General features: G+C 59.8%; 12 protein-coding genes. 6 read left to right on the top strand and 6 right to left on the bottom strand.

Annotated elements, in window-relative coordinates; all coding sequences use genetic code 11:
* Positions 1 to 87: 87 nt before the first annotated feature.
* Positions 88 to 1,056 carry an AraC family transcriptional regulator gene (locus PspS49_RS14075; RefSeq protein WP_127927322.1) on the top strand — a complete coding sequence of 323 codons (969 nt, stop codon included), beginning with the start codon at positions 88 to 90 and terminating at the stop codon, positions 1,054 to 1,056.
* 21 nt (positions 1,057 to 1,077) lie between these two features.
* On the opposite strand, the gene PspS49_RS14070 is transcribed toward PspS49_RS14075, so the two are convergent.
* The 3 genes from PspS49_RS14070 to gcvA form a co-directional block, all read right to left on the bottom strand.
* Positions 1,078 to 1,839 (bottom strand): SDR family oxidoreductase, encoded by a 762-nt coding sequence (locus PspS49_RS14070; protein WP_127927320.1) that lies wholly within the window; start codon positions 1,837 to 1,839, stop codon positions 1,078 to 1,080.
* Between the two features lie 30 nt (positions 1,840 to 1,869).
* The gene (locus PspS49_RS14065) at positions 1,870 to 2,697 is read right to left on the bottom strand and encodes a DMT family transporter (protein ID WP_160039830.1); all 828 of its coding nucleotides are present in this window, start codon (positions 2,695 to 2,697) and stop codon (positions 1,870 to 1,872) included.
* Positions 2,698 to 2,771: 74 nt separating this feature from the next.
* Positions 2,772 to 3,677, bottom strand: a complete 906-nt coding sequence (gene gcvA, locus PspS49_RS14060; protein ID WP_160042530.1) for a transcriptional regulator GcvA — start codon at positions 3,675 to 3,677, stop codon at positions 2,772 to 2,774.
* Between the two features lie 227 nt (positions 3,678 to 3,904).
* Here gcvA and PspS49_RS14055 point away from each other — a divergent pair, with 227 nt between their 5' ends.
* The 5 genes from PspS49_RS14055 to PspS49_RS14035 all read left to right on the top strand — a co-directional run bounded on the left by PspS49_RS14055 (position 3,905) and on the right by PspS49_RS14035 (position 12,543).
* Complete coding sequence (locus PspS49_RS14055) at positions 3,905 to 4,420, top strand: hypothetical protein (protein ID WP_160039828.1); 516 nt, start codon at positions 3,905 to 3,907, stop codon at positions 4,418 to 4,420.
* Between the two features lie 244 nt (positions 4,421 to 4,664).
* Positions 4,665 to 6,404, top strand: a complete 1,740-nt coding sequence (locus PspS49_RS14050) for a dipeptidase (protein WP_160039826.1) — start codon at positions 4,665 to 4,667, stop codon at positions 6,402 to 6,404.
* A 272-nt stretch (positions 6,405 to 6,676) separates the two neighbouring features.
* On the top strand, positions 6,677 to 7,930 hold the full coding sequence (mexE, locus tag PspS49_RS14045; protein WP_127927306.1) for a multidrug efflux RND transporter periplasmic adaptor subunit MexE: 1,254 nt from the start codon (positions 6,677 to 6,679) through the stop codon (positions 7,928 to 7,930).
* A gap of 15 nt (positions 7,931 to 7,945) precedes the next feature.
* Positions 7,946 to 11,125 (top strand): efflux RND transporter permease subunit, encoded by a 3,180-nt coding sequence (locus PspS49_RS14040; protein WP_160039824.1) that lies wholly within the window; start codon positions 7,946 to 7,948, stop codon positions 11,123 to 11,125.
* Complete coding sequence (locus tag PspS49_RS14035; RefSeq protein ID WP_150751519.1) at positions 11,122 to 12,543, top strand: efflux transporter outer membrane subunit; 1,422 nt, start codon at positions 11,122 to 11,124, stop codon at positions 12,541 to 12,543. The genes PspS49_RS14040 and PspS49_RS14035 overlap by 4 nt, the downstream gene beginning before the upstream one ends.
* 59 nt (positions 12,544 to 12,602) lie before the next feature.
* On the opposite strand, the gene PspS49_RS14030 is transcribed toward PspS49_RS14035, so the two are convergent.
* The 3 genes from PspS49_RS14030 to PspS49_RS14020 are packed head-to-tail and all read right to left on the bottom strand — an operon-like array spanning position 12,603 to position 15,915.
* Positions 12,603 to 13,586: an HlyD family secretion protein gene (locus tag PspS49_RS14030; protein WP_160039822.1), complete on the bottom strand. Its 984-nt coding sequence runs from the start codon at positions 13,584 to 13,586 to the stop codon at positions 12,603 to 12,605.
* Positions 13,587 to 13,589: 3 nt separating this feature from the next.
* Positions 13,590 to 13,790, bottom strand: a complete 201-nt coding sequence (locus tag PspS49_RS14025; RefSeq protein ID WP_016987298.1) for a DUF1656 domain-containing protein — start codon at positions 13,788 to 13,790, stop codon at positions 13,590 to 13,592.
* A complete protein-coding gene (locus tag PspS49_RS14020; RefSeq protein WP_150774306.1) occupies positions 13,780 to 15,915 on the bottom strand; it encodes an FUSC family protein in 2,136 nt (711 codons plus the stop codon). The genes PspS49_RS14025 and PspS49_RS14020 overlap by 11 nt, the downstream gene beginning before the upstream one ends.
* Between the last annotated feature and the right edge of the window lie 2 nt (positions 15,916 to 15,917).

Below are 15,917 nucleotides of genomic sequence, written 5' to 3'. Positions count from 1 at the left end.
TATTCATGGCGAGCCCGGAGTCTAGGCGCCGAAACTTGGATGATCTATGATCCATAATCTCTACTTTTTGACCAAAACACCTGAACTATGCCTGCAGATCAGTTTGCTCTTTCCTCGGACCTCATCAACGAACTGTTGCGCGGCATGCGTCTGCGTGGCGTTGAATACCGGCGCATCCAGGCGGGCCCTGCCTTTGGTTTGGGCTTCGCGGAAAAAACTGGGCACGCCTGGTTCCACTTCATGGCCGTCGGCAATGCGGTGTTGCGGATGGAGGACGGAACTACGTACGCGCTGTCTGCCGGCAACGCCGTGTTTATTTCCCATGGCGCGGCCCATCAACTGTTTTCCCATCCGGACGCGCCTGTTCAAGACATCGACCGTCTAGACGGCGCGCCCTTGGGTGACACCGTCAGCGCGGTGGATACCGGAACCGATGCCGGCGCCACTCCGAGCACTATTCTGTTCAGTGGTTGTATGGAGTTTGAGCTGGGCAGTATCCATGGCCTTGGCCGGCTGATGCCGGGACTGATGCTGATTGATGCCGGCGGCCAGCGTTACCCCGGGCTGGTGCCGATCCTGACCACCATGGAACGCGAGGTAAGCGCCGCACGCGTCGGCTTCGCTGGCATCCTCGCGCGTTTGGCCGACGTGGTGGCGGCCATGGTCGTTCGCGGCTGGGTCGAGTGCGCCTGCGGCAATGCTTCTGGCCTGGTCGCCGCCTTGCGCGATCCCCGCTTGGCCGGTGCACTGCTTGCGCTCCATCAACAACCGGGCCGCGACTGGACTGTTGCGCAGTTGGCAGAGCACTGCAATTCCTCACGCTCGGCCTTCGCGGACCGCTTCCAGGCGACGATTGGCATGGCCCCGCTGCGCTATGTCACCGAACTGCGAATGCGGCTTGCAAGCCAGTGGCTGACCCTCGAAAGGCTACCGATTGAAGAGGTAGCGCAGCGTTTGGGCTATACATCCCAGGCCGCTTTCAGTCGTGCATTCAAGCGCATCACGGGCAAGACACCGGGTTTGAGTCGCAAGGTTAGGCAAGCCGAACGCAGGTAGTGGATGATCCGTGCCACTGACTCATTTGCCCCCCGTTACATCGAGGAATGTACCGGTAACGAAGGATGCCTCCGCGCTCGCCAACCATAGAATCGCGCGAGCTACTTCCTCAGGCTGTCCGCCCCGCCCCATCGGGATCGAATCCTTGACACGATCCACCCGCCCCGGCTCACCGCCACTGGCATGCATGTCGGTATAGATATGTCCGGGGCGAATACAGTTGACGCGTATGCCTTCCCGAGCCACCTCTTTTGCAAAGCCAATGGTGAACGTCTCCAACGCGCCCTTTGACGCCGCATAGTCGACATATTCATTGGGGCTGCCGAGGCGCGCCGAGGCCGAAGACACATTGATCACCACGCCGCCCGGGCCGTTGTGGCGGTAAGACATACGCTTCACCGCCTGTTGGGCACAGAGAACTGGCCCAATGGCATTGACCGCAAAGATGCGCTGCATCCGCTCGAAACCGAGGTCTTCCAGACGTGACTGAGGCGCCAGCATCCCGGCGTTATTGACCAGGACGTCAATACGTCCGAACGTGCGATCGATGGCCGCGAACAAATCGGCCACCTGCTGGGGGTCCGCACTGTCGGCCCGCATCGTCAACGCCCGGCGCCCCAATGCTTCTACATCCGCAGCCACGGCCAGCGCCGCGGACTCGTTGGCAACGTAGCTGATCGCCACGTCATAACCTCTTGCGGCGGCCAGCCGCGCGGTGGCTGCCCCCACTCCACGACTTCCACCCGTGATTAGAATCAGCGGTGCCTGCGAGACGTTGACCATGAAACATGACTCCTGAGCCGTTGGGCTGTATCAGCCAATGATGAGGGTGCCGCTGGCGATCACTACGCATGCCAGTATCCGGCGCGCGGTGAGCGTCTCGCCGAGAAACACATAGCCGATCAACGCCGCAAACAGCACGCTGGTTTCGCGCAATGCCGATACCGCGCCCAAGGGCGCTTCGTTCATGGCGTAGATGACCATTCCATAGGCGAGCAAAGAGACCAGCCCGCCGACCAACGCGGTCACTGTTCCGGGCCGGACGGAGAACAAGCTGCGGGTGTCGCGCAGGCCGATGTAGACCATTGGCATCAGTACGCCCCACAGGGCGCACATCCACACGGTGTAGGCAAGCGGCGCACCCGAGAGCCTGGCGCCGATGCCGTCGACTACGCTGTAGGCCGCGATAAAGCCGCCCGTTCCCAGCGCATAAGGCAGGCTGGGAACCGACAGACTGCGCCCTCTGAACGCCAGCGACATAATCCCGCCTGATACCAGCGCAATACCGAGTAACACGTCAGGCGTGATGCTTTCTCCGGCAAACACGGCGGCCCCCAAGGTAATCAGCACCGGCGACGACCCACGGGAAATCGGATAGATCTGCCCCAGGTCGCCGACCCGGTAACTGCGCACCAGAAACAGGTTGTAGCCGACATGCAGCAACCCCGAAAGCACCGCATAGCCCCAGCTCTCAATCGCGGGGGGCACCATGAACACTGCGGCGACGACACTGGTGATCGCGATGGCAATGCACATCACCGTCATCGACCACAGCCGATCGGCGCCGCTACGCAGCAGCGCATTCCAGCTGGCATGCAGGAGCGCGGCGAAAAGTACGAGGAAGATGAGATGAATAGGCATGCGCCACTTTAGGCAATGCGGCGCCGGGACTAAAGCGAAGCCTCCTCATCACAACATGAACAGATACTCATGACTCACTCATCCAGTCGTTGGACTTTCAGTGCCTCGCTGACCAACCATTGGCGAAAGCTGACGATGTGCGGTTGCGCTTCGATGCCCTTGGGGCAGACGAAGTAGTAAGCCAGCGGTGATGGGAATGGCACATCAAACAGCCGCACCAAACGGCCATCGCTGATTTCGTTCTCGACATGCCCGCTGCGCACCAATGCAACGCCATGGCCGAGCAAGGCGGCCTCGACCGTCATGTTGGTATCGCCAAATCTGACGCTCTCCTTGAGCGGCAGATAAGCCAGCCCGACGGCTTGAAACCACACCTCCCATTTTGGTACCAGTTCGGCACCATCCCGCGTCAGCAGCGGAAAATGCAACAGTTCTGCGGGGTTCTGCGGAGTTCCGACGCGCCGCAACAGTTCGGGGCTGGCCACAGGAAATACCTGCTCCCCAAACAGGAACTCAGAATGCAGACCGGGGTAATCGCCCTTGCCGAGTCTGATCGCAACATCCGCCTGGCCGTGAGAGAAGTGGATTATTTTATCCGTGGTGTCCAGCGAGACCAGCAGCTCGGGGTGCTGACGAGAGAGACGCGGCAAGCGTGGCAGCAGCCATTTGAGCGCGAAGGAATAGGTGGTACTGACGCTGAGTCGAACCCTGTCTTTTTGCTCGCGCAAATCCCCCAGAGTCGCCTCGAGGCTGATGAAAAACTCGCGCACGATGGGCGCCAGCGCAGCCCCCGCAGCGGTGAGACGTAACGCCTTGCCACGTTCAAACAACTGCACTCCCCAAAGGGCCTCAAGATGCTTGAGCTGATGACTGACCGCGCTTTGAGTCACATGTAGCTCTTGTGCGGCCGACGTAAAGGTCAAGTGCCGGGTGGCAGCTTCAAATGCGCGCAAGGTCGCGGTGGGCGGCAGGTCTCTCATTAGGGCAGCATCCAGCGAGTTATCAGAAAAGTGCTTACATGAACGCCAGCTCATGATAGAACCAAACTCACTCGAAACGTCACTTCGAATATCGAGGCAGGTCCGACCATCAATAAAACCATTGATAAGCACCGTGCTTCTGCTGACTGGTTGTTTTTCGAACCTGTGCAAGGAACGAAGTCCGCCTGCGATCTGATTTTTGATTCAATCAACGGTATCTTTGGCCAATGAACAGCTTCCGCGCGGTCATTTACCTGGGCGTTATTCTCTGCACTGGCTGCGTAAAAACGGCCAGTATTCCACCCGCCGGCCTCACGTTATCGTCGTTTCAACTCGGCCCCGCCAACCTGTTCACGGCACACTTCAACTCCACTGTGGATTTGCAGAACGCTTTCAATGATTACGAAAGTGCCAACCAGCTCAGCCCTACCCTGATCTGCTCTCTGAACCGAGACATGGAGTTCTCATCCAAGCATCCAATCGCGGTAAAAGCCGAAGGGCGAGTGAACGCAAGCAGTCAAGCCAGGCCCAACTACAAGTTTTCCTCCGATCTGATCTTTTACTACACCAATGCGGATGGCACCCAACGCGACTTGAATGACTACGACGCCATCAAACCGTTGCTGACATCGCAAGCTTCAATCCCGTGCAAAGTTCGCATAACTGCCTATGGGTATGAGGCCTATTACACGAACACGCTATTCATCCCGGCCAGGATCATGATTGAACAGATCTTCAGATAACCGCCCTTTGTTGAACCTGGCGCAGGGAATTGGCGAAGCTCTGATCGTCAGTTGATTGCCCCCATAAAAAAGCCCGGAAACCGTCCCCGGGCTTTTTCATTTGTGCGCCTCTTTTGCATTTTTGTGCGACAGATCCCCTTTCAGGACTCCCGCAAGGCTCTGGCACGGTGTTAGTTTGTAAGTGTATGTGTCTCAATGTTGAGACACGCCTTACTCACTGCCCTGCAAAGGAATGCCCTTCGTAATGAATGTCCCTTTCAAAAAACTGGCGGCCACCACCTTGATGCTGGCCGGTCTTGCCGTGTTCACGGCGCCCGCGCAAGCCAATATCACCCCGCAGCAGAGCGCTGAAATTCTCAAGACTTACAGCGCCGACAAAGCCACAGACTTCCGCCAGTTCCTCGGCAGCCTGGGCAAGAGCGATCTGGCGAAAACCGCCGACATCGGCCCGGCCATTGGCGCTTACCTCGATAACAAGAGCCTGACGGCCGAGCAGCAGAACGAAATCTATCGTCTGTTGGGTCTCTACACGCGAGCGAAATACAGCGCTGCCGCCACCGAGACCCTGCGCGAACTGGTCGAGATCCCGACGTATCGCAAGGACGGTGTCGAACAGCATGACAACCCGGAATTCATCAAGATCGCCGCAAAGATCAAAAGTCTTGCCGAGTCATTCAATCTGAAATTCCGCAACATCGACAACCGTGTGTACGAGATTTCCCTCGACGGCAGTGGCGATGAAGTCGTCGGCATTCATGCGCACGCCGACGTGGTACCGGTGACGCCGGAAAACTGGGTGCTCAAGGATGGCACCCGCCTCGACCCGTTCAAGATCACCCGGATCGGCGACCGCATGTATGGTCGCGGCACCGAGGATGACAAGAACGGTATCGTGGTTACGCTCTACGCCATGAAAGTCATCAAGGAAGAAAAACTGCCGCTGGTGCGCAACTTCAAGCTGCTGGTCGACACCACCGAAGAAACCACGGGCGATGCGATCCCTTACTACTTCGAACGCAATCCGACGCCGAACTACAACCTGGCGCTGGATGGTGGTTACCCGGTGGTGATTGCCGAGAAAGGCTACGGCACCGTCATGGCCAACTTTGCCAAGCGCAAAGGTGAAGGCAAAGGTGCGGAGATCACCTCGATGACCGGTGGCCTGGCGACCAACCAGATTCCGTCGGCATCGGTCGCCACCCTGGTCACCGACAAGCCTGCGGAGCTGGCTGCCAGCCTGCAGAAGGCCGGTGACGAGTTTGCCAAGCGCAATGGCGGCGATTTCCAGGTCAGCGCCAAGGTCGACGGCAAAGACGTCAAACTGACCGTGACTGGCGTATCTGCGCACTCCTCCGAGCCAGAATCCGGGGTCAACCCGGTCGCGCGGATGCTGGTCTTTATCAATAGCCTTGATGGCAAAGTCGCGTTCAAGCACAACCACATCACCGATGCCGCGCGTTATGCCGCCGACAACTGGGGCCTGGATTACCTGGGCAACAAGCTGGGTGTCGGCTTCTCGGATTCCTTCATGGGGCCGCTGACGACTTCGCTGACCTACGTCGGCATGGACGAAAAGGCCTTCAAACTCGCGGTCAACCTGCGCGTGCCGAAGGGCAAGTCGCCGGAGAAGCTCAAGGCTGAAATCGCTGAGAAACTGGCGGCGTGGAGCAAGAAATCCCACGTAGCGGTTGCGCTCGACTACTCGATTGCGAAGCCGATGTACCGCAATCCTGAGGGCGAATGGGTCAAGGCATTGTTGGCGGTTTCGACAGAAAACCTCGGTATGAAACACGAGTTCGGCACCTCCGCCGGCGCCACCTCGGTGCATGAACTGCCGAACGGTGTGCAGTTCGGTCTGGCGATGCCGAATGTGAAGTACACCGGTCACACCGATGGCGAGTTCAAGACCGTGGAGCAATTCCAGCTGGATCTGCAGATCGTCACGGAAATGATCGGCCGCATCGGCCAGTTGCCGAAACTCTGATCGTATTGTCGAACCCGCCGCCATGGCGGGTTCGGCATTTTTAATCCCCGCATAATCCCCGCCGCGCAGCCTCGCCCCTGACTTTTGCACGACCGGCAACAGAGAATTGCCCTCAGAGAGATTGATAGCCACCTAACGAAAGGTGCATGCTAGAGGGCTCGTTCGGCTCTTATATCATTCCGAATGATAGTTACCTTTGCTTCATTCGATTCGTGCCATCACACCTCGCCGAGCATCATCCGCCCATCTTCAATACATTGGCGGATGCATCCATGGAACAGTCACTCAAACATTTGCGCTTCCCATTGGCCATGTTGGCCGTACTGGTGATGAGCGCCTGCGGCAAGACTCCGGAGACTGCCGCCACTATGCCCGCTGCGAAAGTCAGCGTGGCCAAGGTGCTGGAACAACCGGTCAACGAGTGGGACGAATTCACCGGGCGCCTCGAAGCGCCAGAAACCGTTGAAATCCGTCCACGGGTCTCCGGCCAGATTGACGAGGTGGCTTTCACCGAAGGCGCACTGGTCAAGAAAGGCGACCTGCTGTTCCAGATCGACCCGCGTCCGTTCCAGGCCGAGGTGCGCCGCCTCGAAGCACTGGTCGCCCAATCCCGCGCCAACGCCACCCGCAGCGAAAACGAAGCCGGTCGCGGTGAACGTCTGCGTGCCAGCAACGCCATTTCCGCCGAACTGGCCGACTCGCGCACCAGCGCCGCTCAAGAAGCCCGCGCCGCCGTCGGTGCCCTGCAAGCGCAACTGGACCTGGCCAAACTGAACCTGAGCTTTACCCGCGTAACCGCACCGATCAGTGGCCGCGTCAGCCGTGCCGAGATCACCGCCGGCAACCTGGTGACTGCCGACACCACGCCGTTGACCAGTGTGGTGTCCACCGATCGCGTTTATGCCTACTTTGACGCTGACGAGCGTGTGTTCCTCAAATACACGCAACTGGCCCGTAACGGTCAGCGCGGCGCGACCACCCCGGTGTACATGGGCCTGTCCAACGAAGACGGCAACCCGCACCTCGGCCAGATGAACTTCGTCGACAACCAGGTCAACCCGAAAACCGGCACCATCCGGGGTCGCGCGGTATTCGATAACCGCGACGGCACCTACACCCCGGGCCTGTATGCACGGCTGAAACTGGTCGGCAGCGGCACCTACAACGCCATGCTGATCAACGACGAAGCCGTCGGTACCGACCTCGGCAAGAAGTTCGTACTGGTGATGGATGCGGACAACAAAACCGCGTACCGCGCCGTCGAACTGGGTCCGAAAATCGAAGGCCTGCGCATCGTCCGTAACGGCCTGAACAAGGACGACACGATCATCGTCAAGGGTCTGCAACGGGTTCGTCCTGGCTCGCCGGTCACCCCAGAAGTGGTGCCGATGGCCAGTGAACAGACCATCGCGGCACTCGCTCAACAACGTCAAGCGCTGGAAGCCAGCAACCTGCCCAAAGTCGCCCCTGCCAAAGGTGCGTCCGGTTCGGTTGTGAAGCTGGCTGCTACGACCCCACGCGGTTAAGGGACGACAACTCCGATGAATTTTTCCCAATTCTTCATTTCACGGCCGATCTTCGCAGCGGTGCTGTCGCTGTTGATCCTGATCGCCGGTGCGATCTCGCTGTTCCAGCTACCGATCAGCGAATACCCGGAAGTCGTACCACCGACCGTGGTGGTGCGTGCCAACTTCCCGGGCGCCAACCCAAAAGTCATCGGTGAAACCGTGGCCGCTCCGCTGGAGCAGGCCATCACCGGCGTCGAGAACATGCTGTACATGTCCTCGCAGTCGACCGCCGACGGCAAGATCACCCTGACCATCACTTTCGCTCTGGGCACTGACCTGGACAATGCGCAGGTGCAGGTGCAAAACCGGGTGACTCGTACCGAGCCGAAACTTCCCGAGGAAGTGACGCGCATCGGTATCACCGTCGACAAGGCTTCGCCCGACCTGACCATGGTTGTGCACTTGACCTCGCCGGACAAGCGCTACGACATGCTCTACCTGTCCAACTACGCGATCCTCAACATCAAGGATGAGCTGGCTCGTCTGAACGGTGTCGGTGACGTGCAGCTGTTCGGTATGGGCGATTACTCGCTGCGTGTCTGGCTCGATCCGAACAAGACCGCTTCGCGCAATCTGACTGCAACCGATGTCGTCACCGCCATTCGTGAGCAGAACCGTCAGGTCGCGGCCGGTCAATTGGGTGCGCCCCCTGCCCCGAATGCCCAGAGCTTCCAGCTGTCGGTCAACACTCAGGGCCGACTGGTCAGCGAGGAAGAATTCGAGAACATCGTCATTCGCGCAGGCGACAACGGTGAAATCACTCGCCTCAAGGACATCGCTCGCGTTGAGCTGGGCTCCAGCCAATACGCACTGCGTTCGTTGCTGGACAACCAGCCGGCGGTGGCCATCCCGATCTTCCAGCGTCCAGGCTCCAATGCCATCGACATCTCTAACGATGTTCGCGGCAAGATGGACGAGCTGAAGAAAAACTTCCCGCAAGGCATGGACTACAGCATCGTCTATGACCCGACGATCTTCGTGCGTGGTTCGATCGAGGCGGTGGTTCACACCCTCTTCGAAGCACTAATCCTCGTGGTACTGGTGGTGATCCTGTTCCTGCAAACCTGGCGCGCCTCGATCATTCCGTTGGTGGCGGTGCCGGTATCGTTGATCGGTACGTTTGCGGTGATGCACCTGTTCGGCTTCTCACTCAATGCGCTCTCGCTGTTCGGCCTGGTACTGGCGATCGGTATCGTGGTGGACGACGCCATCGTGGTGGTAGAGAACGTCGAACGGAACATCGAACTCGGACTGACACCGGTCGAAGCCACCAAACGGGCGATGCGTGAAGTAACAGGTCCGATCGTTGCCACGGCGCTGGTGCTGTGTGCGGTGTTCATTCCGGCGGCCTTCATCTCCGGTCTCACCGGGCAGTTCTATAAGCAATTCGCACTGACCATCGCCATTTCGACGGTGATCTCGGCGTTCAACTCGCTGACCCTGTCGCCAGCACTGGCCGCTGTATTGCTGAAAAGCCACGACGCACCGAAAGACCGCTTCTCCAAAGTGCTCGACAAGATCTTCGGTGGCTGGCTGTTCCGTCCGTTCAACCGTTTCTTCGATCGTGCCAGCCATGGCTACGTCGGCACCGTGCGCCGGGTTATCCGTAGCAGCGGCATCGCCCTGCTGTTGTACGCAGGCCTGATGGTGCTGACCTTCTTCGGTTTCTCCAGCACGCCGACCGGTTTCGTACCCGGCCAGGACAAGCAATACCTGGTGGCCTTCGCGCAACTGCCGGATGCTTCGAGCCTGGATCGCACCGAAGACGTGATCAAGCGCATGTCCGACATGGCGCTGAAACAGCCAGGCGTGGAAAGCGCCGTAGCGTTCCCGGGTCTGTCGATCAACGGCTTCACCAACAGCCCGAACGCCGGCATCGTCTTCGTGACCCTGAAACCGTTCGACGAACGTAAAGACCCGAGCATGTCCGCCGGTGCAATCGCCGGTGCCTTGAACGGCCAATACGCGAACATTCAAGAGGCATACATGGCGATCTTCCCGCCACCGCCAGTACAAGGTCTGGGCACCATTGGTGGTTTCCGTCTGCAAATCGAAGACCGGGGCAACCTGGGCTACGACGAGCTGTACAAAGAAACCATGAACATCATCAACAAGAGCCACAGCGTGCCGGAACTGGCCGGCCTGTTCACCAGCTACACCGTGAACGTGCCGCAGGTCGATGCCGCCATCGACCGTGAAAAAGCCAAGACCCACGGCGTGGCCGTCAGCGACATCTTCGACACCCTGCAGATCTACCTGGGTTCGCTGTATGCCAACGACTTCAACCGCTTCGGGCGTACCTATCAGGTCAACGTTCAGGCCGAACAGCAGTTCCGCCTCGAATCCGACCAGATCGGCCAGCTGAAAGTACGCAACAACAAAGGCGAAATGATCCCGCTGGCGACCTTCATCAAGGTCAGCGACACCTCGGGCCCGGATCGCGTGATGCACTACAACGGCTTCATCACCGCAGAAATCAACGGCGCGGCCGCCCCGGGCTACAGCTCCGGCCAGGCGGAAAAAGCCATCGAGAAACTGCTGAAAGATGAACTGCCGAACGGCATGACCTACGAGTGGACCGACCTGACCTACCAGCAGATTCTGTCCGGCAACACCGCGCTGTTCGTGTTCCCGCTCTGCGTATTGCTGGCGTTCCTCGTACTTGCCGCTCAATACGAAAGCTGGAGCCTGCCACTGGCGGTGATCCTGATCGTACCGATGACCCTGCTGTCGGCCATCACCGGTGTGATCATCTCCGGCGGTGACAACAACATCTTCACCCAGATCGGCTTGATCGTACTGGTCGGACTGGCGTGTAAGAACGCGATTCTGATCGTCGAGTTCGCCAAGGACAAACAGGAAGAAGGCCTCGACCCGCTCGCCGCGGTACTGGAAGCCTGCCGTCTGCGTCTGCGGCCGATCCTGATGACCTCTTTCGCGTTCATCATGGGTGTGGTGCCACTGGTGTTCTCCAGCGGTGCCGGTGCCGAGATGCGTCACGCCATGGGTGTGGCGGTGTTCTCCGGGATGCTCGGGGTGACCTTCTTCGGTCTGTTGCTGACGCCAGTGTTCTACGTACTGATCCGTAACTTTGTCGAACGCGGCGAAGCCCGCAAAGCGGCCAAAGCTCTGAAACTGGAGGCGCAACAATGAGTCTGAAAGTCTTCCTGCCGAGTCTGCTGGTGCTGGCCCTCAGCGCCTGCGCTGTCGGCCCCGACTACAAGACCCCTGCCACGGAGGCGGCCAATATCACGGCCGTCACCGACGGCGCCGCCGGGCAAAAGAACTTCGACCGTTCGAAATTCGAAGGCATCTGGTGGCAGCAATTCGACGATCCAACCCTCAACCAGTTGGTGACCCAGTCGCTGCAAGGCAACCGTGAACTGCGCGTGGCGTTCGCCCGCTGGAAAGCCGCCCGGGCGATCCGCGACGACGCCAGCAACGATGCGATGCCGACCATCACCAGCCGCGCCAGCAGTGATCTGGCCAAGGGGCAAATCCCCGGCCAGACCACCAACCGGGTCAATAGCGAACGCTATGACCTCGGTCTGGACATGGCCTGGGAGCTGGACCTTTTCGGCCGCATCCAGCGCAACCTGGAAGCCAGCGACGCCGATCAGCAAGCTGCCGAAGCCGACCTGTATCAACTGCAAGTCACCATGATTGCCGAACTGGTCGACGCTTACGGTCAACTGCGTGGCGCTCAGCTGCGCGAGAAGATCGCCGTGGCCAACCTGAACAACCAGCAGGAGTCGCGCAAAATCACCATCAGCCTGCGTGACGCCGGCGTTGGCGATCAGCTCGATGTCGAACGCGCCGATGCGCGTCTGGCCTCGGTCGAAGCCAGCGTGCCGCAATTGCAGGCAGAACAGGTTCGCCAGAAAAACCGTATCGCTACCCTCTTGGGCGAGCGTCCGGACAAGCTGACCGTCGATCTGAGTCCTAAAGACTTGCCGGCGATTGCCAAGGCTCTGCCAATCGGTGATCCGGGTGAACTGTTGCAACGTCGTCCGGACATCCTCAGCGCTGAACGCCAACTGGCTTCGGCCACGGCGCGCATCGGCGTGGCGAAAGCCGATCTGTTCCCACGGGTCAGCCTCAGCGGCTTCCTCGGCTGGACGGCCGGGCGTGGTTCGCAGATTGGTTCCTCGGCGGCGAACGCCTGGGCACTCGGCCCGAGCATCACTTGGGCAGCATTTGATCTTGGCAGCGTGCGCGCCCGTTTGCGTGGCGCCGATGCCGATGCCGAAGGCGCCTTGGCGACCTACGAGCAACAAGTGCTGCTGGCCCTGGAAGAATCGGAAAACGCTTTCAGTGATTACGGCAAACGTCAGCAACGCTTGATCTCGCTGATCCGTCAGAGCGAATCGAGCCGCAAGGCTGCCGACCTGGCGGAAATCCGCTATCGCGAAGGTACGACCGACTTCCTTGTGTTGCTCGACGCCCAGCGTGAGCGCCTGAACGCCGAAGACAGCCAGGCCCAGGCCGAAGTCGACCTGTATCGCGGCATCGTCGCGATCTACAAAGCCCTTGGCGGTGGCTGGCAACCGGAGACAGTGGCCAGCAAGTAATCGATTGTTAAAGAGCTCCTTTGGTTGGCCGCAACCAACCAAATTTTTTGCCCCGCGTATCATTCGGTCGCGGGGTTTTTTTGTGCCTTTTTTCCAGTGTTGTTTTCCAGGACGGTAACGGTGGCTGTGGTGCCTGCGCGCAAGCGATCCTTGCCGGCATAGTCGCCATCAATCTCGATCCGCACCGGCACCCGCTGTGCCAGTTTTACCCACGTGTAACTCGGGTTGATGTTGGCCAGTAACCGGCTGCCCGGCGCGTTCTCCCGGTCGGCGATGGCGAAGGCAATGCTCTGCACCGTACCGCCGAAGGACTCCCCGCTCATCAATTGCACGCGTACCCGATCGCCCTCCTCGATCCGTGGCAGTTTGGTTTCTTCGAAGTAACCGCTGATGTAGAACGAATCGCTGTCAACCAGCGCCAACAACGCGCCGCCACTCACTGCGTAGTCACCTTCGCGAGTCAGCAGGTTAGTGACATAGCCACTGACCGGTGACTCGACGCGAGTGCGCTGCAAATCCAGTTCGGCCTGGGTCAGCGCGGCAATCGCCAGTTGTACGTTGGCCTCGGCCAGGCCGAGATTCGCCTGGTTGCGTAACAGGTCGGCCTGAGCCACCGCCACGTCGGTACTGGATTTCTCCCATTCCTCCCCGGAAATCGCGAAACCCTGCTTGAGCGTACGCCGCCGACGCTCTTCGCTTTGCCGCTGTTTGAGCAACGCTTCGCTGGCAACGATCGCCGCTTGCGACTGACCCAGCGTTGCCTTGGCCACTTCCACCTCGCGGCGCGAGTGCTCCACTGCCAGGCGGTAACGCGCCGGGTCGATCTCCATCAGCAGTTGGCCCTTGTCGACATGCTGGTTGTCCTGCACCGCGAGGCTGACAATGCGCCCGGAGACATCCGCCGACAACGTCACCACATCCGCCCTCACCCGGGCATCGCGAGTCCACGGTGCGCGGGTGTAATGCTCCCAGGCAAACCAGCCAAGCACGATCGCCAGCAACACCACCGACAACGTTATCAAGCGAGTGAGTAACACTTTCAAGGCTCAGGCTCCCATCAGCAAAATCAGCGTGGCACAGACGCAGGCATACAAGGCGCCTTCGAACAGCGCTTCATGCCAGACCAGTCGCAGTACGCCCAAGCGCCGCAACCCCCAGTCCAGCACCATGAATATCGGTATGGCCAACAATAACGCCTGGGCAATGGGCGGCAGGTAGACGCCGCCGATCTCGAAATCAATGGGCAAGGGCTGTTTCTCCTTCCGGGACAGAACGCTGGAGGGTTTCACCATGGCGCTGCAGAAATGACACGACGATCAACAAGGCCACGCGCATACGGAACAGCGACCAGACATGCTCATGACTGGCGACGTGCAACTCGTCCAGTTCATCGCCCAATACGTGCAGTGTGTCGAGCAAGGGGGCCAGTTGAACGTCCTGCCGCCCGGCCACAAAACGCCCGGTCTTGCGCAGGGCCGAAGCCAGGCGCTGAGTGAAGGTGTCCGTCAGCAGCGCGTTGTTCTGTGCCTGTTGTCGCAATTGATGCATCGCTACGCCCAGTGCTACGCATGCCAGGCTGATTTCATACAGTTGCTGCATGGCGCGGCTGTTCGCCGCCGGCAGCAGACCGAGCATGCTGGTCAAGCGGTCGACCATGCGGCTTTCAAAGGCAAATTGCTGTTCATCGGTGGCCGGCAACTTGCTCAAGGCATACACCTGTTCGCGCGCTTCGTTGTACAAACGACGAATGCGCAGCGCCGGGCGGAACGGAAAAACCCATGCGTAGACGATCAACGCCAGCATCGCCGCGCTGACATAGGCGCCGGCAAACTCGAACCATTGAATGGCGGTGTTCTGCCCGGTACCGACATTCTGCGGACCGATCATCAGGAAGCTCGACAAGCCCAGCCCCATGCCGATGCCGGCCGTCGCAGGGCTGGCCAGTCCCACCGCGATGACATACAGCAACGGCGCGATCATCAGCGCCAACGGTTCGAAGTCACTGATCGAGGGCACCAGCATGAACTGATAGAGCGCCGACACCAGCAACGCCAATCCCAACCCCCGTGCGTAGCTCTGCGCCGCCAGCAATGGTCGCGGAAACGTCGCCATCAGCGAGCAGAGGATGCCCACCAGAATCATCCCGCCACGGGCGCCGTCCCACGCGGTTTCGATCCAGATCAGCCCCGCTACCAGCAACGCAGTGAAGGCGCGGATGGCGTTCATCGACGCCAGCGTGAAATCCAGGTGCAGCGGGCTCGCCTGACCGCGATAGAGGCAACTGGCTTCTCGCCCCTCCTGAATGGCATCGCTCAACTCAAGGATCTGTTCGAGCTGCTGCAGCAGCCGCGCCTGCTCCCAGCGCAACGCCCACGCCAGGGAACGCAGCGTGGCACTCATGTCCTCGGTCAATTGTTCGGCCTCATAGGCCAGGTCATCGAATTGCTTCTGCAGAGTGATGAAACGATGACGCGCATCGGCCGATACCGAACGTCCCTGCTCCGCCAATTGATCAAGAACCGCGAGCTCTTCGGCGCGCAGCCGCTGGACCTCCAGTGGCAGCTCGCCTTCCCAGCGCTCGGTAAGCAATTGCCGCTGATGCCGCAACGCCGTCAGCCGCGAGGTGAGCAACATCAACTGATTGCCGAGCAACAGCACCAGATTGTTGGCGCTGCGCAAACGCGGCGCATCGAAATACAAATGCCGCCGCAAGCCTTCAAGTGCGCTGATTTCCCCGAGCAGCTGCATTTGCCGGCGCTGGAAGTCAGCCTCGCTTTCTTCGGTACGAAGCACCGCCGCAGCGTGACTGGCGGCGAGTTTGATGACCTGATCGACCTTGGCGAAATAACCCTTGGCCACAGCTTGCGGGCGGGCCGTCAGCAGACTGACCACACACACGCACGCCACGGCCAGCAAGGTTTCGGTGACGCGGGTAACCGCCAGCAGGAATGTGCCGTCCTGATCCGGAATCGCCAGCAACGCCACCACCACAGCGGTGTATCCGCTGAGTACAAACGCCTGCGAACTGGTGTAGCGCAGCAATGTGCCGCCTGCCGTGCACAGCGCCAGCCAGAGCGCCAGGGTGGTAATGAATGGCAGCGGAGCCTGAGGAAAGATGGCCATGATCAACACCGCCACCGCCGCCCCGAGGGTCGTGCCGATCACCTGACCGAAACTGCGCGCCAGCGCCATCCCGGCCAGCGGCTGGCTGACAATGACCACCGCCATGATCGACCACTTGGGCTGATCGAGGTCGAACAGAAACGCCAGATACAATGTCAGCAACCCTGCCGCAATGGTTCGCAGGGCAAACAGCAGGACGGCCTGACCCGGATGGATCACCGCCTTGAAATAATTGACCAGGGCTTGCATGG

Source organism: Pseudomonas sp. S49, from assembly GCF_009866785.1.
Lineage (GTDB): Bacteria > Pseudomonadota > Gammaproteobacteria > Pseudomonadales > Pseudomonadaceae > Aquipseudomonas.
This window is presented reverse-complemented; position numbering and strand designations above follow the sequence as displayed.